The sequence below is a fragment of the Microbacterium sp. 22179 genome, from assembly GCF_052045715.1.
Taxonomy (GTDB): domain Bacteria; phylum Actinomycetota; class Actinomycetes; order Actinomycetales; family Microbacteriaceae; genus Microbacterium; species Microbacterium galbinum.
The window spans coordinates 289,742-308,735 of sequence record NZ_JBQEPJ010000005.1 but is presented as its reverse complement, the minus strand read 5'-3'; the positions used below and the strand labels follow the sequence as shown (position 1 = coordinate 308,735).

The window sequence follows — 18,994 nt, the reverse complement described above, 5'->3', positions numbered from 1 at the left end:
GGCGGATAACCTAGCGTCGTGCATCGATATCGCGAGATCGCCCGTGACCTCACGATCCGGATCGCCGAGGGCGCATTCGACGCCACCGGGATGCTGCCTTCGGAGGCGCATCTCGCGGCCGACTACGAGGTCTCGCGCGGCACCGTGCGCAACGCGCTCGTGCTCATGGCGCGGCAGGGGGCGATCGCCCCGCGACGCGGTTCGGGCTGGCTGGTGCGCACGGCGGTGCAGAGCCAGCGGTTCTCGGAGATGCGGTCGTTTGCGCAGTGGGCGTCGAGCCGCGGCCTGGAGCCCGGCGGGCACGTGCTCACGCAGCAGCGCCGCCCGGCGACCGCGACCGAGGTGCGCCGCTTCCGGGGCGGTCGCGGCATCGGCGAGGTGCTCGAGGTCGTTCGTCTACGGTCTCTGAACGGGCGCGTCGTCATGCTCGAGCGCACCGCCTATCCGTCGTGGATCGCCCCGATCGTCGAGGAGCTGTCGCCCGACGAGCCGTCCGTGGTCGGTGCGCTGGAATCGCGCGGCGTGCGCATGGTCTCGGGCGAGCAGTCGATCGACGCGATCGCGGCTCCGAGCGAAGACGCCCGTCTGCTCGATGTGCGGCGTTCGAGCCCGCTCCTGCGCGTGAACCGCGTCAGCTACTCCGCCGACGGTCGCGCGATCGAGGCGGGCGACGACCGCTACCTTCCGGATGTCATGTCGTTCCAGATGCAGGCGTCGCTGCAGGGATACTCGCTCACGCGCGAGCTGGGCTGAGCGGCTCGACCTCGGCCCACGGCATCCGTGGTCCTGGGTGTACAACTGTGCATCGTGGGCTCCCGGATTCGGAGCGGATGCCGCAGCCGTCGCCGTTCGGACGAATCGCGTTCATCGACCGGTCATCTTGCGGCTGTTCTGTCGCTACAGGAGGCGATCACGACCTCCGATGGGCGTCCCGTCGGGGACGCCGACACTGTTCCCGGAAGGATCACGTCAGACATGTCCTCGTCACCTCCCCCCGTGGTGCGCCGTCGTCGGAGCGCGTCCCTGCTCGCCGCACTCGTCGCAGCCGGGGCGCTCCTCGTGTCGCCGCTGCTCGCCGCGTCGCCCGCAACCGCCGCGGCATCCGAGATCACCCTCGAAAGCTCCGACGTCGCCGTCGGGGATACCCTCTCGGTCGCCTACTCGACCGATCGCCCGACGGCCACGAACTGGCTGGCGATCTACCCCGAGTCCCGTCCCGCGCCCTGCGACGCGTGCGGCATGGCCTGGGCGTACGCGCCCGGCGCGACCGGCACGGTGCAGCTACCCACGAACGACCGTGCGGGCAACCCGCTGGCCGCGGGGAACTACCGCGTCGAGTACCTCTACAACGACGGATACTCCCGCGTCAGCGAGCCGGCGACGTTCACCATCGCGGCAGAGCCGGGCACCGAAGAGCCCGGTGAGGGCCCGGAGGTTGACCCGACGAAGCCGATCGATCTGTCGGTCGTGCAGCTCAACGTCTGGGGCAAGACCACCGACGCGACGATGCTCGCCGAGATCGGCGCCGACCTGATCTTCGTCGAGGAGGCGCAGAGCGCGGCAGCGGCCGTCGCCCGCGACCTCGGCTTCGACTTCCACTCCACGGGCGGCAGTGCGGGTGTCATCTCGCGCTATCCGATCGTCGACGTGGGCGTCGTCACGACGCCCGGCACCCAGGGCGGATGGACCAAGGCGATCGTGCAGGTGGGCGACACCCAGATCGCCGCGTACGGAGGCCACCTCGAGTACCGCTACTACGCCACCTACCTGCCCCGCGGATACGCGGGCGACGTGCTCGGCTCCGGGTTCCCGGCCGAGTGGCGCGGGTGGAACAAGCTGAGCGGTCCCGTGACCGACGTGCCGCAGATCCTCGCGGCGAACGAGGCATCCGGGCGACCGGCATCCGCTGCCGCCCTCACCACCGACATGGCGAACGAGCGCGAAGCCGGACGCCTCACCATCATGGGCGCCGACATGAACGAGCCGTCGGTCCTCGACTGGACCGAGAGCACGGCGAACCTCTACGACCACAACGGGGTCGTCGCCCCGTGGCAGACCTCCCGTATCCTCCGCGATGGCGGTCTCGTCGACGCGTACCGCGCCGTGTACCCCGACCCCGTGACCCACCCGGGCTTCACGTGGCCGGCCGACACCCCCAACGTCAGCGTCTCGCAGCTCGCGTGGGCGCCCGAGGCCGACGAGCGCGACCGCATCGACTACATCTTCTTCGCGCCGGACGAGCGCCTCACCCTGACGGGCACGCGCATCGTCGGGCCGAAGGGCGACATCGTGCGCGGCGCCCGCGCCCTGCCCGTCTCGGACGAGGAGATCTTCACCCCGCAGACGCTGTGGACCAGCGACCACAAGGGCCTGCAGTCCGACTTCGTGATCTGCGGCGAGGCCTGCCAGGCGGCGGAGCCCGAGCTCGGCGAGCTCGTCGTCGGCACGCCGTCGATCACCGGAACGGCGGCGGTCGGCGCCGAGGTCACCGCGGTGACCGGCGAGTGGACCGCGGGCACCGCCTTCTCGTTCCAGTGGCTGGCGGATGGCGAGGCCGTCGCGGGTGCGACCTCGGCCACGTTCTCGATCCCGGCGGACTTCGCAGGTCGTGCGCTCTCGGTACGCGTCGGCGGGACGCTCGAGGGATACGTCCCGGCCGAGGCGACGAGTGCTGCCGTGAGGGTGACCGCTGCCGAGGAGCCGGGTTCGGATGCTCCGGCGGTGATGCTCGGATCGTCGAGCGTGGTCGCGGGCGGAAGCCTGAAGGTCAGCGGCGCGGGCTTCGCGGCGGGCGCTCAGCTGAAGCTCGAGCTGCGCTCCACGCCGGTCGCCCTCGGTACGGTGACCGCCTCGGACGCGGGCGCCTTCTCGACGACCGTCACGATCCCGGCATCCGTTCCGGCCGGAGTGCACACGCTCGTCGTGATCCTGCCGGACGGCACCGAGGTGACCGCCGCCGTCACCGTGATCGCGGCGCCGAGTGCGAGTGCGGATGCCGGTGGCGAGGCGCTCGCGCAGACCGGTGGAGAGATCCTGATGCCGGCGGTGTGGGCCGCGGTTCTGGCGCTGCTGGTCGGCGCGGGGCTGATGGTGCGCCGCCGGATGCGTCGGTCGTAACGGCATCCGTGCCTGGTGCTGAGCCACCCCTCTCCGTGCGAGCCACCCCCTTCCGCGCCGTGCGGAAGGGGGTGGCTCGCTCGTGAAGGGGTGGTTCGGCGGGGTCAGTCCTCGAGCTGGTCGAGGACCAGTTCTCCTCGCGAATTGAGCGACTCCATCAGACGCTCGATGCGACGGCCGTCGATCGGCGGCAGCGCAGCCTCATCGAACGCGAAGACCAGAGGGATGCTCGGATGCATCCAGATGGTCAACCGGCCGGCCGGGTTCTTCGCCTCCGGAAGCCACGTCATCATGAAGCTCTCCTGGCGACGCAACTTCGTGCCGATCACGATCTTCAGATGCGCCAGCGTCCGGTCATCGATCTCGATCGGAGGGCGGGCGCTGTTGTACTCCAGGGTTCCCATGGAGTAACCATACGTCCTCGCCGGTCGTCTCTTGCAGGTCATCCGTGCGCGCGCAACCCCGGTCGCGCTCGGGTCGGCGCGGGCTTATCGTGCCCGGATGGACGGCATGCGAACGATGGAGAGAACAGAGATCCTGATCGACGGCGTCAGCGCGTACCTCGCCCAGGAACAAGACCTCGTCGCGCTCCTGCGGCAGATCGAGACGGCCGCGAGCGGACCCGCGGCGTTCGTCGAGTTCGTCGTCGTGGGGAATCGGCGGGTGAAGGTTCTCATCACCCCGAGCTCCCGCGTCGTGATCTTCACCGAGACGGTGCAGCACGACCCCCGTGACACGGGGAACGACGCCTATCCCTACGGGGGCCTTTACGACTTCGACCCCGAGCCGCTCGGCTGAGCCTGGCCCGAGCTATCGGGACTGAACTGCTTGACCTAGAGTGCTCTAGGTTTCGAGACTGGGTGGATGACCATGATCGCGCCCGCGTCAGACTCTCCCCACATCACGATGAAGGAGATGGTTCTGCGCTCCGGGCTGAGTGAGCACACACTGCGGTACTACGAGCGCATCGGGTTGCTCGGCCGTATCGCGCGGGATAGGTCGAGTCGGCATCGGTATTACAGCGAGAGCGACGCGGTCAAGGTCGTCACGCTGGCCTGCCTGCGCGCCACGGGGATGTCGATCGAACAGATGCGTCGATACGTGTCGCAGAACGACGCGGGCGTTTCTGCCGCAGCGGACCAGATCGCGCTCTTCGATCAGCATCGAGAGTTCTTGCAGCGTCAGATCACCCGTGCGCAGCACCAGCTGGAGTACCTCGACGGGAAGGTCGCCTACTGGAACGCGCTCTCCCGCGGCGATGGGGAATCGGCGTCGAAGATCGGCTGGAAGAACTTCGAGATGGCCCTCGAGATCAACAACGAAATGAAGGAGGAACAGGCATGAAGACCTGGTTCATCACAGGGACGTCCAAGGGCTTCGGCCGGGTGTGGGCAGAAGCGGCGTTGGAGCGGGGAGACCAGGTGGTCGCCACAGCGCGCAATCTCGACAGCATCGCTCCGCTGACCCAGGCATACCCCGACACCGCGCTCGCCCTCGCCCTCGATGTCACCGACCAGGATGCTGTTCTCGCGGCAGTGCGCCAGGCGAAGGAGCGGTTCGGGCGCATCGATGTGCTCATCAACAATGCCGGCTACGGCCTGTTCGGTGCCGTCGAGGAGATCAGCCCCGAGCAAGCTCGAGCTCAGTTCGAGACGAACGTGTTCGGTGCGTTGTGGGTCACGCAAGCCGTGCTGCCGGTGATGCGTGAACAGGGCTCGGGTCACATCATCCAGATCTCTTCCATCGGTGGGGTGAACGCGTTCCCGTACCTGGGCATCTACCACGCGAGCAAGTGGGCGCTGGAAGGGTTCAGTCAGACCCTCGCCCAGGAGGTTGCGGGCTTCGGGATCACGGTGACTCTGGTCGAGCCGGGTGGATACAGCACTGACTGGGGCACCGCGTCTGCGGACTTCGCCGAGCCGATCGACGCGTATCAGCCGCTGCGCGAGGGTCTCGCGCAGACGCGCGCCAACAGTGCCAACGGTTCCGGCGACCCGGAGGCGACAGGCCCGGCCATGCTGGAGCTGGCGGACATGGAACAGCCGCCGTTGCGGATCTTCTTCGGAAAGGGCCTCAACGCGCTCATCCATGGCGAGTACCAGAAGCGACTCGACGAGTGGGATGCACACAACGCGCTCTCCGAACGGGCTCACGGCTGAGCTCGCGATGTCGCGTCGAGGGCCCGTCTCGTCATCGAGCGGGTCCTCGATCGCGTGGGGGGGTGTGTGTCGCCGGATCACTCGCCGATGGTGCGGACGAGTCGGGCGGGGGAGCCGAGGGCGATCGTCCCGGCGGGCACGTCTTTGGTGACGATGGACCCGGCGCCGACGACGGCATCGTCACCGATGGTGACGCCGGGGAGCACGGTGACGTTCGCGCCCAGCCACACGTTGCGCCCGATGCTGACGGGGGCGGGGATGAGGTCGGCACGTCGGTGGGGGTCGATGCCGTGCTGCAGCGTGGCGATCACGACGTTGTGACCGATGAGGCTGTCGTCGCCGATCGTGATCCCGCCCTGATCCTGAAAGCGGCACCCGGAGTTGATGAAGACCCGCTTACCGATCGAGATGTTCTTGCCGAAGTCCGCGGTGAACGGCGGGAACAGCGTGACCGTGTCATCGACGGGTGTGCCGATCAGCGCACCCAGGAGTTCTCGCACACGGTTGGGCTCGTGGTATCCGGTGTTGAGTTCGCCGGCGATGCGGAGCGCCTCCTGGCTCGTCTCGTGCATCACCGCGTGGCCGGGTGATCCGCCGGGGATGGTCTCCCCGGCGTTCAGGAGGGTGAGCAGTTCGGTGAGGTTCATGCGACCCACCGTAGGTCGGCGCGGCCGGATGAGGGATGCCCTATCGGTACACGCTCCGGTGGGGCGACCTCGCGATGAGGGGGCATGGTACGTCGTGCCGGGGCATCCGTCGAGGGGCGCGGTGAAGTCGCCGCGGGGGCGCACGGTGAGTGCACACCCCACGGAGCCGACGGAGGCGCACCATGTATTTCCACGTGCAGGAATTCATCAACGAGATCGCCGCGGACGAGCCGGATCCCGCAGCGGCGAACGCGCTGCAGGAGGGGCTCGGCGGTCAGTTCGGCGAGATGCGCACCATGATGCAGTACCTGTTCCAGAGCATCAACTTCCGCGGCCCCGACGGCAAGCCGTACAAGGACCTCATCCAGGGCATCGGCACCGAGGAGATCAGCCACGTCGAACTGATCGGCACCACGATCTCCCGGCTCCTCGACGGTTCGCCGAAGTACCAGGGCAAGCCGACCGACCCGGTGGATCAGCCCGGTGCCGGCGGCGCGACGCCGCTGAGCATCGCCGTCGACACCAGCAACATCCACCACTACCTCGTCGGCGCGCAGGGCGCGCTGCCGGTGGATGCCGTGGGCAACCCGTGGTCGGGGAGCTACGTGTACAACTCGGGCAATCTCGTGCTCGACCTGCTCTACAACCTCATGCTCGAATCGACGGGGCGGCTGCAGAAGTGCCGGCTGTACGAGATGACCGACAACAAGACCGCGCGCACGACGATCTCGTACCTCATCGTGCGCGACCAGGCGCATGAGAACGCCTACGCGAAGGCGCTCGAGACCCTCGGTGTGAACTGGCGCACGTCGCTGCCGATCCCGAAGACGAACGCCGAGCAGTTCCCGGAGGTGAAGAAGTTCCTCGACCTCGGTCTGCAGAGCAAGAACTACTCGTTCGACCTCACGGCGCAGTCCGAGGCCGGCAAGATCTTCCAGGGCGCATCGCCGTCGAACGACGGCACCGAGCTCGACGCGAGCGAGCAGGCGCCCGAGGGCTTCCCGATGACCATCTCGCCGGAGCGCCCCGAGGAGTTCTCACCGGGCGCCGACGACGAGCTGCGCAAGCTCATCGAGGCGACCGCGGCGATGGAGATGGCCGACATCGATGCGACGTTCGGGCGGATGAAGTAGGGGCCGCGAGCTGACCCTATGATCGGAGGATGAATCCGAGGGCCTGGCTACGCGTTGGCCGCGGATGATGCCCTCTTCTTCCTCGGATCCCGCAGCACGTCGGAGAAGGCGACCGAACTCATCGGGTCTTCCGGACTGGCTCCCGTCGGCGTATCTCGACGCGCTTTCGTCGTCGGAAGGAGAGCTCGAGCCGGACTTGATCTTCTTCGGCGAGGCGAGAGCTCGGCGGGAGAACCTCGAGTTCGACGACGCCGACTACTGGCTGAGGGGCGAACGGCCCGATGCCTGGTGGATTTTCGGAGAGAGCGGCCAAGGAGACCACTGGCTGCTCCACACCGACTCTCAGGTCTACTTCTTCGATCATGATCAGGGCCAACGGTCGGCTGCTCGCTTCGCCTTCGTCGTGGAAAGTCTGCCGCAGTGGCTCGAGATCGCGAACGTTCTCGAATCGAGCGATCGCTCGTCCGATCGCATCGTTCGAGACGCCCTCGAACGGATATCCCCCGGACTCGCCGATCGCTACCCCTTCGCTCTCGCTTGACCCGGCCGGCATCTGTGTGTCCTCGGCTTGACTGAAGGCAAGCCCGGTGCGACGTCGGCCATTCACGCAGTGCTGGGGGACTGGGGCGCCGTCGACTAGCGGCATGCCGTAGAGACGCTAGCAGTCGTCGATCTCTCGGCCAGAATGGAACTCCGAGCATTCGCGGGGGCGTTGAGATGATTTCGAGTTTCATGGGTCGGGCGATCCCGGGCATCGCCCTGGTGATTCCCGCGCTTCTGCTGGTCGGGTGCACTCCCGCCGTCGACAGCGCTGAGGCGGACGACCTCGTCATCACCGAGGAGGGCACGGTGACCGCCGTGATCGACGGTGACACCATCGACGTCACGACCTCCTTCGGCGACGAGGTGCGCGTGCGGCTGATCGGAATCGACGCCCCCGAGATCGGTCGCGACGGTGCAGCGAGCGACTGCTACGCCGAGGAATCACGGGCGTTCGTGGACGAGCTGCTCTACGGGCAGGATGTCATGCTGATGTTCGACCGCACGCAGGGTGACACAGACAGGTACGGCCGGTTGCTGCGCTATGTGCTCATCGACCACCACTTGGCGGAGGACATCATCATCGGTGCCGGTTACGCCCGAGAACGCACCTTCGGCGAGCCGTACGTCCATCGGGACAGCCACATGGCCGGTCAGCGGGCGGCGCAGATCGCCGCAGCCGGGCTGTGGGGGCACTGCTAGGTTCTGACACTCAGAGGTTGCTGTGACGAGGGGGGAGCAAGAATGACGACGCCAGAGGGTGACATCACTGCAGAGGAGCGCACGGCTGCCGCGAGAAGGGCGTACTTGCGCGCGGACTCTCACGGACGGATCAAGATCCTCACCGCGATCAACGTGATCGGACTGATCTGCGCGCTCATCGGCGGCATCGGCGAGACGAATACGGTCTCATGGTTCTTCCCGCAGATCTGGGGGTTCAAGACGCCGTTCGGCATCGGTATCGGGGTGATCACGGTGATAATCCTCGCGGCGACAGCCAGCGTGAAGTCGATGACGGGCGTGGACAGCGAAGACCGCCGCTACAGGTTCTACGCATCATTGACCGTGTCGTCGACGATCATGTTCGCCGTCTTCGCCGGAGGGATGCTGCTCCTCTACGTGTTCTTCATGACTGCCGCCTCCTGAACCCTCCGGAGAAGCTCGGCGCGGTCGCTCCCGCTCAGCGTCCACCGCCGTTGAGAATGTCCATCCAGTCGGCGGGAAGCCGGTCGCTCGGACCGGGAACGGCCTGTGATTCGGGATGGCTCGTCGGTGCGGCGAGCGACGGGCCATCGAAAGCGGTCTCGTCACGGAAGTCCCAGAACCAGTCCTCCCCGGGTTCGAAACTCTGCATCACGGAGTGGCCGGTCTCCTGCCAGTGCTTCGTCGCGTGCGTGTTCGGGGAGTCGTCGCAGCATCCGATGTGTCCGCATGCGGCGCACCGTCGCAGGTGAACCCACCACGAGCCGGTCTCATCGCATTCCACGCACCCCGTACCGCTGGGAGGCACTGTCACGTCGATCATCTCGGGATCTGTCGTCATGCCGCCATCATCGCGGTTCCCTCGCCGCTTGGACAGGCCCTCCTGGGGCCACCACCGACGGAGCCGTAACCTGGCTGAGTGAATGTGCTCTTCGTGTGCAGCCGCAATCGGCTCCGCAGTCCGACGGCGGAGAACGTCTTCCGTGACTGGCCGGGCATCCGCGTCGCCTCCGCAGGCCTCAAGCCCGACGCCGAAGAGCGCCTCACGCCCGATGACCTCGACTGGGCGGACCTCGTGCTGGTGATGGAGAAACGGCACAAGAGCGAGATCAGTAGACGGTACATGCCGCACCTGCGGGATGTGCGGATCGTCGTGCTCGGCATCCCCGATGACTTCGACTTCATGGACCCGCAGTTGGTCGACCTTCTTCAGCGCAAGGTCCCTCCCCATCTTCGAGGGCGCTGAGGGTTCGTGTCGGGGCACTGCTAGGTTCGGAGCTTCAGGGGGAGAGGAACGGGCATGACCGCACCCGAACATGATGTCTGATGCGTGACGTCAAGGTCGGCGGGATCAACACAGCCGACGAGTTTGCAAAGCCGGCGAAGCCGCTGGGTGCGCTCGCCTGGAGCGCACTGATCCTGTCGTTGCTGTCCTTGCCGTCACTTATGCCCTACGGATGGCTCGAACCCGTAGGCGCTCTGATGCTCATGCGCGTCGGCGTCATTGCACTCATCCTGAGCGTCATCGCGACCGTCCGGAGATCGCGGCCGCGCAGGGTCGCGATCGCCGCCCTCGTGATCAGTGGCCTGTTCGTGCTGGTCGTCGTTCTTGCTGCAGGGCCGCTCGGGTTCCTGCGTCTCCTGATCGCCTTCTGACTCGGACTAGTCTCCGACAGGGGGGCGATGGACCGCCGCGCATCTTCGAAGGATCCCTGGGGAGGCTTGGTCAGCGGACTCGTGGCCGCGTCTCGGGTCGAACGCAGCGCCGATGCTGTGAACCTCACGTTTACACATTCGCTTCGCGCGAGTAGACTTTCTATCGGTAGCTAGGGATGAAATAGTTCCCCGAGCGCCGATCCGAGGAACCCACGCTTAGGCGTGGGTTTCTGCGTTGTAGGAGATACTAGTCGCGTGTTTCTGGCCTACATCGACGAGATCGGCGAGACCGGTGCGTTCATCAGCAGTGACCACGCCCGATTCAACACGAGTCCAGCGTTCAGCTATGCGGGCTTCGTGATCCCTGCGGACAAGGCGCGACTCTTCGGAGCCAAGTTCAACTTCGTCAAGCGTGGTCTCTTCAAATCGGAGATCGCCGCAGCCGCGCATCCCGGGCGGTGGGAGCGTAAAGGTGCGAGCATCTTTCGCCGGGACACCCATCAGACGTTTCCCAATCAGATTCGAGCGTTTAATGGCCTCGTGGAACAGTTGCGGTCTCTCGGTGGACACATCTTCTTCTACGCAAACGAGAAGCCGCTCGGCACGCCCGGGCAGACGAAGCTCGACACGACAGCTCGCGAGACCGCGGCCATGCAAGAGACCCTCAATCGCATCGCTCGCCACGCAGACAACGCACAGTCCAACGTCATGGTCGTGATCGATCAGATCAACGAGAAGACGCGCGCTGAACGGTTGCCAGTGATGTACAGCCATATCCTCGGTCGCGCTTCGGACCATCCTGAGATGAGACGCATCATCGAGCCCCCGATGCACGTCGACAGCGCCTTGAGCTCGAACATTCAGTTCGCCGACTGGATTGCCGCTTGCCTCACGCGCGCTATCCACTTCCACCTCATCGAGGACTCCCCATTTGGCTGGGTGACCCACCGAAACCGCGGAGGGCTTCTACCGGCCCTCCATGGGGGATTCACACTTGAGTCGAAGCTCCACCTTCAGAGCCATCGAACTGTGAAGGATCTCAATAACTCCGACATCGTGCGTGCGAAGCGACCGCTCTACCCGATAGGGAGTGGCAACCGAATCGGGTCGGCGATTACACCCGAGGCGCAGCGCCGTCTTCAAGCGATCGCCCAGATCCGAGCCGCCCAGAAATAGCTGTCGTGCGTTACTCGACGTCGGACAAGTCGCGAGTCGAGCGACTGCTCCGTGGCGGATGAACCGCTGAACCCGCCCGGTCTCCGAACCAAGCCTCCTCTCCCCGCGGCATAGAGTGGATCGGCCCCATCGGGCCCATCCACCCCCCTCTGGAGCATCCGTGACCTCCGTCGACGACCGCGCGCGCTATCGCGCGAATCCCTCCGTGCTCACCGCGCTGAAGAGCCCGCGTTTGCTGACGCGCGAGGTGCTCGCCGGCCTCGTCGTCGGTCTCGCACTGATCCCCGAGGCGATCTCGTTCTCGGTGATCGCCGGCGTCGACCCGGCCGTCGGCCTGTTCTCGTCGTTCATCATGGCGATCGCGATCTCGTTCCTCGGCGGACGCCCCGCCATGATCACCGCCGCGACCGGTGCCGTCGCCCTGGTGATCGCGCCCGTCGCCCCGACGTACGGCATGGACTACTTCATCGCCACCGTCATCCTCGCCGGCGTCTTCCAGGTGCTGATGGCTGTGCTCGGCGTCGCGAAGCTCATGCGCTTCATCCCCCGCAGCGTCATGACCGGGTTCGTGAACGCGCTCGCGATCTTCGTGTTCAGCGCCCAGGTGCCGCAGCTCATCGGCGTGCCGTGGTTGGTGTATCCGCTCGTGGCCCTCGGCATCCTCGTCATGATCTTCATGCCCAAGATCACCAAGCTCGTGCCGGCGCCCCTCGTGTCGGTCGTCATCGTGACCGCCGTCGTGCTGGTGTTCGCGATCAACGTGCCCACCGTCGGTGACCAGGGCGCCCTACCGCGCAGCCTGCCCGAACTCTTCATCCCGAACGTGCCGTTCACGTGGGAGACGTTCACGATCATCGCGCCGTATGCGCTCGGCGTCGCGCTCGTCGGACTCATGGAGTCGCTGATGACCGCGAAGCTCGTCGACGAGATCACCGACACCCACTCCCGCAAGACCCGCGAGGCGTGGGCGCAGGGCGCGGCGAACATGCTGTCGGGCATCTTCGGCGGCATGGGCGGCTGCGCCGTCATCGGCCAGACCATGATCAACGTGCGCTCCGGCGCCCGCACGCGCATCTCGACGTTCTTCGCCGGCGTCTTCCTCTTCCTGCTCGTGGTCGTGTTCGGCGACTTCGTCTCGACGATCCCGATGGCCGCACTCGTCGCCGTCATGATCATGATCTCGATCAATGCGTTCGACTGGCACAGCATCCGTCCGTCGACCCTCAAGCGGATGCCGAAGAGCGAGACGTTCGTCATGATCGTCACCGTCGTCGCCGTGGTGCTCACCCACAACCTCGCGGTCGGGGTCGTGGCGGGGGTGATCACGGCATCCGTCCTCTTCGTGCGCCGGGTCGCGCACGTCGTCTCGGTCACCCGCACCGTCTCGGACGACGGCGAGGTCGCGACCTACGTGGTCGACGGGGCGCTGTTCTTCGCGTCGAGCAACGACCTCACCACGATGTTCGAGTACGCCGCCGACCCCGCACGGGTGGTCATCGACCTGTCCCGATCGCACGTATGGGATGCCTCGACCGTCGCCGCGCTCGACGCGATCGAGACGAAGTACGCACGGCACGGCACGTCCGTCGAGCTCGTCGGGCTGAACGAGGCGAGCGGTGCGTTCCACGGACGACTGACGGGGCAGCTCGGCGGCGAGGGGTAGCGCGCATTACGCTGCATCACGACGACCGGCCCTCGGGGCTCCGGGGTGATTTAGCGTGAGGGTATGACAGCAGAGCCCCGCGTGTACGTGATCCACGAGAACGCCGAATGGTTCCCGCCGTTCGCCGCGGCCTTCGAGGCCGAAGGCGTGCCCGCGCAGGAATGGCTGCTCACCGACGGGTCGATCGACCTGAACGCCGAACCGCCCGCCGGCGTGTTCTGGTCGCGACTGAGCGCCTCGGCGCACACGCGCGACCACGGCGACTCGAAGGAGTTCGGCCGTGCCGTGCTGCGGTGGCTCGAAGCATCCGGTCGCACCGTCGTGAACGGCAGCCCCGTGCTCGAGCTCGAGGTCAGCAAGGCCGCCCAGCACGCCGCACTGCAACGCGCCGGCATCGAGGTGCCGCGCACCATCGCCGTCTTCGGCACCGCCGCGCTCAAGGAGCGCGCCCGCGAGTTCACCGCCCCCTTCATCAGCAAGCACAACCAGGGCGGCAAGGGTCTCGGCGTGCGCCGCCACGACAGCCACGACGAGTTCGACGCCTGGGTCGACGGCCCCGAGTTCGAGGCCTCGCCCGACGGCATCACGCTGCTGCAGGAGAACCTCTTCGCCGCCGCCCCGTTCGTCACCCGGGTCGAGTTCGCCGGTGGGGAGTTCGTCTACGCCGTGCGCGTCGACACCAGCGCGGGCAGCTTCGAGCTGTGCCCGGCCGAGGCGTGCGCGCTGCCCGGCGCCGACGGCGTCGAGCCCGAGCCGCTGTTCCGCATCCGCGAGGAGATCACGGCGCAGCATCCGCTCGTGCAGCAGTACCTCGCATTCTTGAAGGACGCCGGCATCACGGTCGCGGGCATCGAGTTCATCGAGACCGTCGACGGCCGCTTCGTCACCTACGACGTGAACACGAACACGAACTACAACCCCGGCGTCGAAGCCACCGCCGCCGTCTCGGGCCCGCGCACGATCGCGAGTTTCCTCGGCGGACTGCTCGCTCGCGACACCGCGCCGGTCGGGGTCTGACGCTTCGCGCGTTCATAACTCCTGAGAATCGGGCCGTCGCGCCCGCGAAAGCCCCCGGAACCCGCGTTCCGGGGGCTTTCTTCCGGAGTTGTGTACCGGGAACTCCGTACCTAACTCAGGACAAACCGCCTCGAAGTCGCCAGAAGGCGCCGATTCCGTGGATTCGGGGGCATTCTTCCTGAGTTAGTGCCACGTGCCGCCGACGCGCTACCGCCCGCTGCCGGCGATGACGCCCTCCTTGACGTACCGCTGAGCGGCGAGAACCAGCACGAGCGCCGGGAGGCTCGCGATGAGGGATGCCCCCATCGTCGCCGCCCACGTGTTCATGTTCGAGTTCGCGAGCGCGTAGATGAACACGGTCACGGGATACATGTCGGTCTTCGTGACGAGGGTGAGGCCGAACAGCAGATCACCCCAGGCGAAGAGGAACGTGAACACCCCGGCCGTGATGATCGCGTTGCGCGACAGCGGCACGACCACACGCCACAGCGACCCGACCGGTCCGAGTCCGTCGAGGGTGGAGGCCTCGATGACCTCGGTGTCGAGGCGCAGCATGAACGAGCGCAGCAGGATGATCGCGAACGGGATGCCGGCCGTCGCGTTCGCGAGGATCAGTCCGATGTAGCTGTTCAGCGCGCCCCACGTGTTGAACATCGCGTAGAAGGAGTTAGCGAGCACGATGCTCGGGATCATCTGCGCGAGCAGCAGGATGACGAGTCCCAGGCTCACCGCCCGCGACCGCAGCCGGCTGAGCGAGTAAGCGGCGGGCACCGCGATGACGAGGGTCAGCAGCACCGATCCGATCGCGGTGATCAGGCTGACGCGCAGGCCGTCGAGGCCGCCGTCCTCGAACGCCGTCACGTACCCGTCGAGGGCCGGGGCGGTCGGGAACCACGCGGTGTCGGTGGAGTTGGCATCGGGCTGGAGGGATGCCGAGATCATCCAGTAGATGGGGAACAGGTAGACGATGAGGATCGAGACCGTGAGCACGGTCCAGAACCAGCCGCGGCTGCGGCGGGGAGTGCGGGTGCTCATCGCTCGGCACGCTCCTGTCGGGCGGACAGCCACGTGTAGACGGCGGCGAAGCCGAGGCTGATGACGAGCAGCAGCATGCCGTAGGCGCCCGCGTGCCCGAACTCGAACAGGCTGAACGCCGAACGGTACGAGAGCACGCCGAGGGTCATGGTGCTGTTGGCCGGGCCACCCTGGGTGAGCGCGAGCACGAGGTCGACGATCAGCAGGTTGAAGACGACGCTCATGACGACGAGCACCGAAATCACGGGCCAGATGCTGGGGATGATGATGTGCCACAGGCGCTTGAACGCCCCGGCCCCGTCGAGGGATGCCGCTTCGAGGTGCTCCACCGGCACCTGCTTGAGGGCCGCGGCGAGAATCGTCGACCAGTACGGCAGGCTCGCCCACACGGTCACGATGATCACGGCGGCGAGGGCGGTGGCGGGATCGGCGAGCCAGGCGTTGCCGGGCAGGCCGAGGAACCCGAGGATGTCGTTGATCGCCCCGTCTCCCGCGAGCAGCGACTTCCAGATCGTCGCGACGACGACGGCCGGCAGCAGCCAGGGGATGAGGATGAGCGCGGGCAACCAGCGGCTGCCCGGGAAGCGCCGCGTGAACAGCAGCGCGAGCGCGAGGCCGATCACGAGCTCGGAGATCACGGCGACGACCGTGATGGTGAGGGTGTTCACGATCGCGATACCGGTGGCATCCGCGCGGAAGATGTCGATGAAGTTCTGGAACCCGACGAACGGCGCCTCGCCGGTGATGAAGGTGCCGGTCGTGAAGTCGGTCGTGCTCATGAACACGCCGTACCCGAGCGGGAACAGGAAGAACGCGGCGAAGAACAGGATCGCGGGCACGAGGAAGGCCCACAGCTCGAGGTTCCGTCGCCGCACCAGGGTCAGGCCGAAGCGGCCGGAGACACGAGTCCCCGGCCGCTTCGGCGCTGTGGCAGCGGCTGTCATCAACCCTGGTCGGCCTTGCTCAGCGCTTCCTCGGCGCTCACGCCGTTGACGGTCGCGTTCTGCAGCGCGTCGACGTACTTCGCCTGCAGGGCGCTCCACTCGGTTCCGAGCGTCGCCGGGTTGAAGGCGTTCGCGACGGGGGTGACGAAGGCCTCGGCGGCCGGGACCTCGGCGACGAAGGCATCCTGGGCCGACGTCAGCGCCGGGACGTACCCGCCCTGCACCGCGGTGTCGATCTGGTTCTCCTCCGAGGCGCGGCACTCGATCAGAGCGGCCGCCGCCTTCTCGCGCTTCTCGTCGCCCTGCACCGGCACGGTGTAGGCGTAGCCGAGGAGTCCGACGCTGCTCTCGTCGTCGCTGGTCGCGGCCGGCACCGAGAACGTGCCGTACTCGAAGTCGAGGCTCGTGTCGACGAGGTTCCAGGGGCCCGAGACCGTGATCGCGGCCTTGCCGGACTTCCACTGGTCGATGCCGTCCCAGCCCCAGTTCACGAACTCCTTCGAGAGGCTGCCGTCGTCGACGAGGGTCTTGTAGAGGTCGACCGCCGCGACCGCGCCGTCACTGGTGAGGTCGGCCGGGTCGCCGCCCGCGCTCAGCAGGAACGGCAGGAAATACGACGACGTCGAGCCGTCGCCCGCGATGCCGGGCAGCGCGATGCCGTAGTGGTCGGCGGTGGTGGTGGCCTTGGCAGCGGCGATGAGTTCGTCGAAGGTGGTGGGCAGCTCGGTGATGCCCGCCTCCTCGAAGTACGCCTTGTTGTAGAACACCGAGTAGTCCTCGACCTGCGTGGGCAGACCGTAGAGCGTGTCCTCGTATTCGCCGAGGGCGGCGACCGGCTCGGCGAGACCCTCTGTCGTGAGGCCGAGGGTGTCGAGGTCGGAGAGCACGCCTTGCGCTGCGAGCGTCGGCAGCTGGGTGTCGGTGTTGACGAGGGCGATGTCGGGCAGCGACTTCGAGCTCGCCGCCTGCAGCAGGCTGGTCGTGTAGTCGCCCGAGAGGGTCTGGGCGTCGATCGTCATGCCGAGGTCAGCGGCGCACTTCTCGAAGTACTCCTTCTGCAGCGTCTGGTACGGGTCGAAGTCGATGCTGCTCCACGACGTCAGCTCGACACCCTCGAAGTCATCGGCGTCACCGGAGGAGCTCGACGGGGCGGACGAACCGGTGCAACCGGCGAGGAGGGCGACGGAGGCGACTCCGGCGGCGGCCGACAGCGCGACCCGGGTGGCGCGCGTGCGAGAGGTGCTCATGAGGGTGCGGGATCCTTAGCTCGACCGGGCTGTGACCGATCGTCGGGAGAAGGTCGGGCGGATGCCCGTGGCATGAGTCTCTCGGACGTGGGGGCATGCGGTCACGGGTTCGGAAACACGGCGAAATGATGTGACGCAGATCGTCATTCCCGCGAAATCTGCGCGTTACGCAGGGCGCGACGGAGGGCAGCCGTGGTTCCGAATAGGATTCATCTGGCCGTGTCGGACGCTCGGGGAGGGTGTGTCGCGCCGGGCCGTGGAACGAGTGGGAACGATGCCCGGGGAGGCCATCATGAGATCTGCGCCGACCCCGGAAACACCGGAGGCCGCATCGGCCGCCGATCGACTGGACCGCGCCGTCGGCGAAGCCGACTGGGCCGCCGCGAGATCGGCCGTGCGAGATGGCTGGTTCGACCTCGTGACACCCGCGCACGCGGATGCGTCGCGCACCGTGTTCGCGCGCATCCCCACGGCGGTGCTCCGTGCCGAGCCGTTGCTCGCGATGGAGTACGGGATCCTGCTCAACCAGACGCGATACCAGCGTCTTCGTGCCCTGCGGTTCTTCGTCATGGCCGTTCGTGCTGCGCGTTCGGATCGGAACGACCTCGATCCCGCTGACAGGTTGCTGATCCGTGCCTCGGAGTCGGCCGCGTTCCGGTTGCTGGGGCGCACGGGTCTCTCGGTCAGTGCTGCTCGTGCAGCGATGGCGCTCGCCGAGACGTTGAGCGATGCCGACCGCGCCGCCGTTCCGGAGCTGCCCCGCATCTTCGCCGTCGTCGGCGTCTCGTTCTTCGCGGGCGATCTGCCGAACGAGGCCCTCCATGCGGCGGAGACGGGCATCGCCGAGGCAACGACCCAGACGCCGTCCGACGGTATGGGTGCCCTCGCTCTGCTGTGCGGGATCCCCGCGCTGCGGGGCGATCTCCCGCAGGCGGCCGAGCATCTCGACTACGCGCGGAGCGGACCGTGGACCGACGCGCAACGCGATGGGTATTCCGGTGTGCTCTACCGCGTCGCCGAGGCGTACGCCGCGATGGAACGGCTCGATTCCGACGAGGCGCTCAGCCAGCTCCATCGTCTGGCGGCGATGACGACCGGCAGGCACGCCAACGAGCATTGGATCCTGCTGGCCGAGACGCTGGCGATGGCGGAGCTCGTCGCCGGCCGTCCCGGACATGGGCTCGCGGCCGTGGACGAGTTCGTCGAGCTCCGAGGTGCCGAGGGCTCTCATCGCGCTCGCGTCCGCCTCGCGCGGGTGCGGGCGCTGTTGCAGCTGGCGATGGGGAACCCCGACGGCGCCACCGCCGTCCTCCGGAGGGACCGGCCCGAAACCCGCGTGGCGCGCCTCGAGCACGCGCGCATCGCCCTCGCGCTGGGGCAGACCCGCACAGCGCTGACCGAGCTCCGGGCACTCGGCGCGGAACGACTCTCGACGCGACAGGCGGCCGAGGCGGCGGTGATCGATGCGGCGGTGCTCCTGCGCCTCTCACCCACGCCGAGGAGGGCAGGGGCGGTTCAGCGTCTCGGCTCGCTCCTCGAACGATCCGGACAACGTCTCGCGCTCGCTCTGCTGCCACCGGCCGACCTGCGACGCGTGAGCGCAGCCCTGGTCGAAGCAGGATTCATGACGGTGGGAACGGACCCCGTTCTGCGTCCGTTGCTCCCGGATGTCGAGCCCTCCGGCCTGCTGAGCGAGCGTGAGCTCGCGGTGCTCGGTCAGCTCGCCCGCACGGGGTCGCTCGCCGAGATCGCCGCGTCGCTCGTCGTCTCGACGAACACGGTGAAGTCGCAGACGCGCAGCCTGTACCGCAAGCTCGGTGTCTCGAACCGGGAGGATGCCATCGCCGTGGCGTCCGAGAGGCATCTGCTCGTTATCGAAGAGTGATCTATCTCGAGGGTGATCGCGGGGTGAAAAACCTCCACGCCGGTATATCGGCGTGGATAGTGTTTCGCCGGTG

Annotated in this window: 21 protein-coding genes; 15 read left to right on the top strand and 6 right to left on the bottom strand. The window is 67.1% G+C overall.

The annotated features are described in order from the left end of the window. Positions 1–18 precede the first annotated feature (18 nt). Complete coding sequence (locus ACTJKK_RS13205; protein WP_440748340.1) at positions 19–753, top strand: GntR family transcriptional regulator; 735 nt, start codon at positions 19–21, stop codon at positions 751–753. Positions 754–975: 222 nt separating this feature from the next. Beyond that, positions 976–3,117: an endonuclease/exonuclease/phosphatase family protein gene (locus ACTJKK_RS13200; RefSeq protein ID WP_440748339.1), complete on the top strand. Its 2,142-nt coding sequence runs from the start codon at positions 976–978 to the stop codon at positions 3,115–3,117. Positions 3,118–3,221: 104 nt separating this feature from the next. On the opposite strand, the gene ACTJKK_RS13195 is transcribed toward ACTJKK_RS13200, so the two are convergent. After that, positions 3,222–3,521: a DUF7882 family protein gene (locus tag ACTJKK_RS13195; protein ID WP_247633122.1), complete on the bottom strand. Its 300-nt coding sequence runs from the start codon at positions 3,519–3,521 to the stop codon at positions 3,222–3,224. 97 nt (positions 3,522–3,618) lie between these two features. On the opposite strand from ACTJKK_RS13195, the gene ACTJKK_RS13190 reads away from it, so the two are divergent. From ACTJKK_RS13190 to ACTJKK_RS13180, 3 genes are all read left to right on the top strand, one after another. After that, positions 3,619–3,915, top strand: coding sequence for a hypothetical protein (locus ACTJKK_RS13190; protein ID WP_440748338.1), 297 nt, complete (start codon positions 3,619–3,621; stop codon positions 3,913–3,915). A 72-nt stretch (positions 3,916–3,987) separates the two neighbouring features. Then, positions 3,988–4,461 carry a MerR family transcriptional regulator gene (locus ACTJKK_RS13185; protein WP_247957505.1) on the top strand — a complete coding sequence of 158 codons (474 nt, stop codon included), beginning with the start codon at positions 3,988–3,990 and terminating at the stop codon, positions 4,459–4,461. After that, positions 4,458–5,276 (top strand): SDR family oxidoreductase, encoded by an 819-nt coding sequence (locus ACTJKK_RS13180; RefSeq protein WP_440748337.1) that lies wholly within the window; start codon positions 4,458–4,460, stop codon positions 5,274–5,276. The genes ACTJKK_RS13185 and ACTJKK_RS13180 overlap by 4 nt, the downstream gene beginning before the upstream one ends. Positions 5,277–5,353: 77 nt before the next feature. On the opposite strand, the gene ACTJKK_RS13175 is transcribed toward ACTJKK_RS13180, so the two are convergent. Next, positions 5,354–5,923 carry a sugar O-acetyltransferase gene (locus tag ACTJKK_RS13175; protein WP_440748336.1) on the bottom strand — a complete coding sequence of 190 codons (570 nt, stop codon included), beginning with the start codon at positions 5,921–5,923 and terminating at the stop codon, positions 5,354–5,356. Between the two features lie 182 nt (positions 5,924–6,105). Between ACTJKK_RS13175 and ACTJKK_RS13170 the strand changes: the two genes are divergently transcribed. From ACTJKK_RS13170 to ACTJKK_RS13155, 4 genes are all read left to right on the top strand, one after another. Next, positions 6,106–7,056, top strand: a complete 951-nt coding sequence (locus ACTJKK_RS13170; RefSeq protein ID WP_440748335.1) for a manganese catalase family protein — start codon at positions 6,106–6,108, stop codon at positions 7,054–7,056. 196 nt (positions 7,057–7,252) lie between these two features. Next, positions 7,253–7,597 carry an SMI1/KNR4 family protein gene (locus tag ACTJKK_RS13165; protein ID WP_440748334.1) on the top strand — a complete coding sequence of 115 codons (345 nt, stop codon included), beginning with the start codon at positions 7,253–7,255 and terminating at the stop codon, positions 7,595–7,597. Positions 7,598–7,773: 176 nt separating this feature from the next. After that, positions 7,774–8,298, top strand: coding sequence for a thermonuclease family protein (locus ACTJKK_RS13160; RefSeq protein ID WP_440748333.1), 525 nt, complete (start codon positions 7,774–7,776; stop codon positions 8,296–8,298). A gap of 105 nt (positions 8,299–8,403) precedes the next feature. Next, complete coding sequence (locus tag ACTJKK_RS13155) at positions 8,404–8,742, top strand: hypothetical protein (RefSeq protein WP_440748332.1); 339 nt, start codon at positions 8,404–8,406, stop codon at positions 8,740–8,742. Positions 8,743–8,776: 34 nt separating this feature from the next. Here ACTJKK_RS13155 and ACTJKK_RS13150 read toward each other — a convergent pair whose 3' ends face one another. Further along, a complete protein-coding gene (locus ACTJKK_RS13150) occupies positions 8,777–9,139 on the bottom strand; it encodes a UBP-type zinc finger domain-containing protein (RefSeq protein ID WP_440748331.1) in 363 nt (120 codons plus the stop codon). Between the two features lie 78 nt (positions 9,140–9,217). Between ACTJKK_RS13150 and ACTJKK_RS13145 the strand changes: the two genes are divergently transcribed. The 5 genes from ACTJKK_RS13145 to ACTJKK_RS13125 all read left to right on the top strand — a co-directional run bounded on the left by ACTJKK_RS13145 (position 9,218) and on the right by ACTJKK_RS13125 (position 13,810). Next, positions 9,218–9,544, top strand: a complete 327-nt coding sequence (locus ACTJKK_RS13145) for a low molecular weight protein tyrosine phosphatase family protein (RefSeq protein ID WP_440748330.1) — start codon at positions 9,218–9,220, stop codon at positions 9,542–9,544. A gap of 80 nt (positions 9,545–9,624) precedes the next feature. Continuing rightward, positions 9,625–9,954 carry a hypothetical protein gene (locus ACTJKK_RS13140; protein ID WP_440748329.1) on the top strand — a complete coding sequence of 110 codons (330 nt, stop codon included), beginning with the start codon at positions 9,625–9,627 and terminating at the stop codon, positions 9,952–9,954. Positions 9,955–10,209: 255 nt separating this feature from the next. After that, complete coding sequence (locus ACTJKK_RS13135; protein WP_440748328.1) at positions 10,210–11,130, top strand: DUF3800 domain-containing protein; 921 nt, start codon at positions 10,210–10,212, stop codon at positions 11,128–11,130. 160 nt (positions 11,131–11,290) lie between these two features. Continuing rightward, a complete protein-coding gene (locus tag ACTJKK_RS13130) occupies positions 11,291–12,793 on the top strand; it encodes a SulP family inorganic anion transporter (RefSeq protein WP_440748327.1) in 1,503 nt (500 codons plus the stop codon). A gap of 63 nt (positions 12,794–12,856) precedes the next feature. Next, a complete protein-coding gene (locus ACTJKK_RS13125; protein WP_440748326.1) occupies positions 12,857–13,810 on the top strand; it encodes an ATP-grasp domain-containing protein in 954 nt (317 codons plus the stop codon). A 207-nt stretch (positions 13,811–14,017) separates the two neighbouring features. Here ACTJKK_RS13125 and ACTJKK_RS13120 read toward each other — a convergent pair whose 3' ends face one another. Genes ACTJKK_RS13120 through ACTJKK_RS13110 form a run of 3 tightly spaced genes read right to left on the bottom strand, consistent with a single transcriptional unit; the run spans position 14,018 to position 17,036 of the window. Further along, on the bottom strand, positions 14,018–14,845 hold the full coding sequence (locus tag ACTJKK_RS13120) for a carbohydrate ABC transporter permease (RefSeq protein ID WP_440748325.1): 828 nt from the start codon (positions 14,843–14,845) through the stop codon (positions 14,018–14,020). Beyond that, the gene (locus ACTJKK_RS13115) at positions 14,842–15,789 is read right to left on the bottom strand and encodes a carbohydrate ABC transporter permease (protein ID WP_247957518.1); all 948 of its coding nucleotides are present in this window, start codon (positions 15,787–15,789) and stop codon (positions 14,842–14,844) included. The genes ACTJKK_RS13120 and ACTJKK_RS13115 overlap by 4 nt, the downstream gene beginning before the upstream one ends. After that, positions 15,789–17,036: an extracellular solute-binding protein gene (locus tag ACTJKK_RS13110; RefSeq protein ID WP_440748324.1), complete on the bottom strand. Its 1,248-nt coding sequence runs from the start codon at positions 17,034–17,036 to the stop codon at positions 15,789–15,791. The genes ACTJKK_RS13115 and ACTJKK_RS13110 overlap by 1 nt, the downstream gene beginning before the upstream one ends. A gap of 292 nt (positions 17,037–17,328) precedes the next feature. On the opposite strand from ACTJKK_RS13110, the gene ACTJKK_RS13105 reads away from it, so the two are divergent. Continuing rightward, the gene (locus ACTJKK_RS13105) at positions 17,329–18,921 is read left to right on the top strand and encodes a response regulator transcription factor (RefSeq protein ID WP_440748323.1); all 1,593 of its coding nucleotides are present in this window, start codon (positions 17,329–17,331) and stop codon (positions 18,919–18,921) included. Positions 18,922–18,994: the final 73 nt, after the last annotated feature.

Bases quoted from the DNA above. Each gene is read 5' to 3' on its own strand.
- ACTJKK_RS13200 (WP_440748339.1), top strand. From the start codon at position 976: ATGTCCTCGTCACCTCCCCCCGTGGTGCGCCGTCGTCGGAGCGCGTCC.
- ACTJKK_RS13195 (WP_247633122.1), bottom strand. From the start codon at position 3,521: ATGGGAACCCTGGAGTACAACAGCGCCCGCCCTCCGATCGAGATCGAT.
- ACTJKK_RS13190 (WP_440748338.1), top strand. From the start codon at position 3,619: ATGGACGGCATGCGAACGATGGAGAGAACAGAGATCCTGATCGACGGC.
- ACTJKK_RS13185 (WP_247957505.1), top strand. From the start codon at position 3,988: ATGATCGCGCCCGCGTCAGACTCTCCCCACATCACGATGAAGGAGATG.
- ACTJKK_RS13180 (WP_440748337.1), top strand. From the start codon at position 4,458: ATGAAGACCTGGTTCATCACAGGGACGTCCAAGGGCTTCGGCCGGGTG.
- ACTJKK_RS13175 (WP_440748336.1), bottom strand. From the start codon at position 5,923: ATGAACCTCACCGAACTGCTCACCCTCCTGAACGCCGGGGAGACCATC.
- ACTJKK_RS13170 (WP_440748335.1), top strand. From the start codon at position 6,106: ATGTATTTCCACGTGCAGGAATTCATCAACGAGATCGCCGCGGACGAG.
- ACTJKK_RS13160 (WP_440748333.1), top strand. From the start codon at position 7,774: ATGATTTCGAGTTTCATGGGTCGGGCGATCCCGGGCATCGCCCTGGTG.
- ACTJKK_RS13150 (WP_440748331.1), bottom strand. From the start codon at position 9,139: ATGACGACAGATCCCGAGATGATCGACGTGACAGTGCCTCCCAGCGGT.
- ACTJKK_RS13140 (WP_440748329.1), top strand. From the start codon at position 9,625: ATGCGTGACGTCAAGGTCGGCGGGATCAACACAGCCGACGAGTTTGCA.
- ACTJKK_RS13125 (WP_440748326.1), top strand. From the start codon at position 12,857: ATGACAGCAGAGCCCCGCGTGTACGTGATCCACGAGAACGCCGAATGG.
- ACTJKK_RS13120 (WP_440748325.1), bottom strand. From the start codon at position 14,845: ATGAGCACCCGCACTCCCCGCCGCAGCCGCGGCTGGTTCTGGACCGTG.
- ACTJKK_RS13115 (WP_247957518.1), bottom strand. From the start codon at position 15,789: ATGACAGCCGCTGCCACAGCGCCGAAGCGGCCGGGGACTCGTGTCTCC.
- ACTJKK_RS13110 (WP_440748324.1), bottom strand. From the start codon at position 17,036: ATGAGCACCTCTCGCACGCGCGCCACCCGGGTCGCGCTGTCGGCCGCC.
- ACTJKK_RS13105 (WP_440748323.1), top strand. From the start codon at position 17,329: ATGAGATCTGCGCCGACCCCGGAAACACCGGAGGCCGCATCGGCCGCC.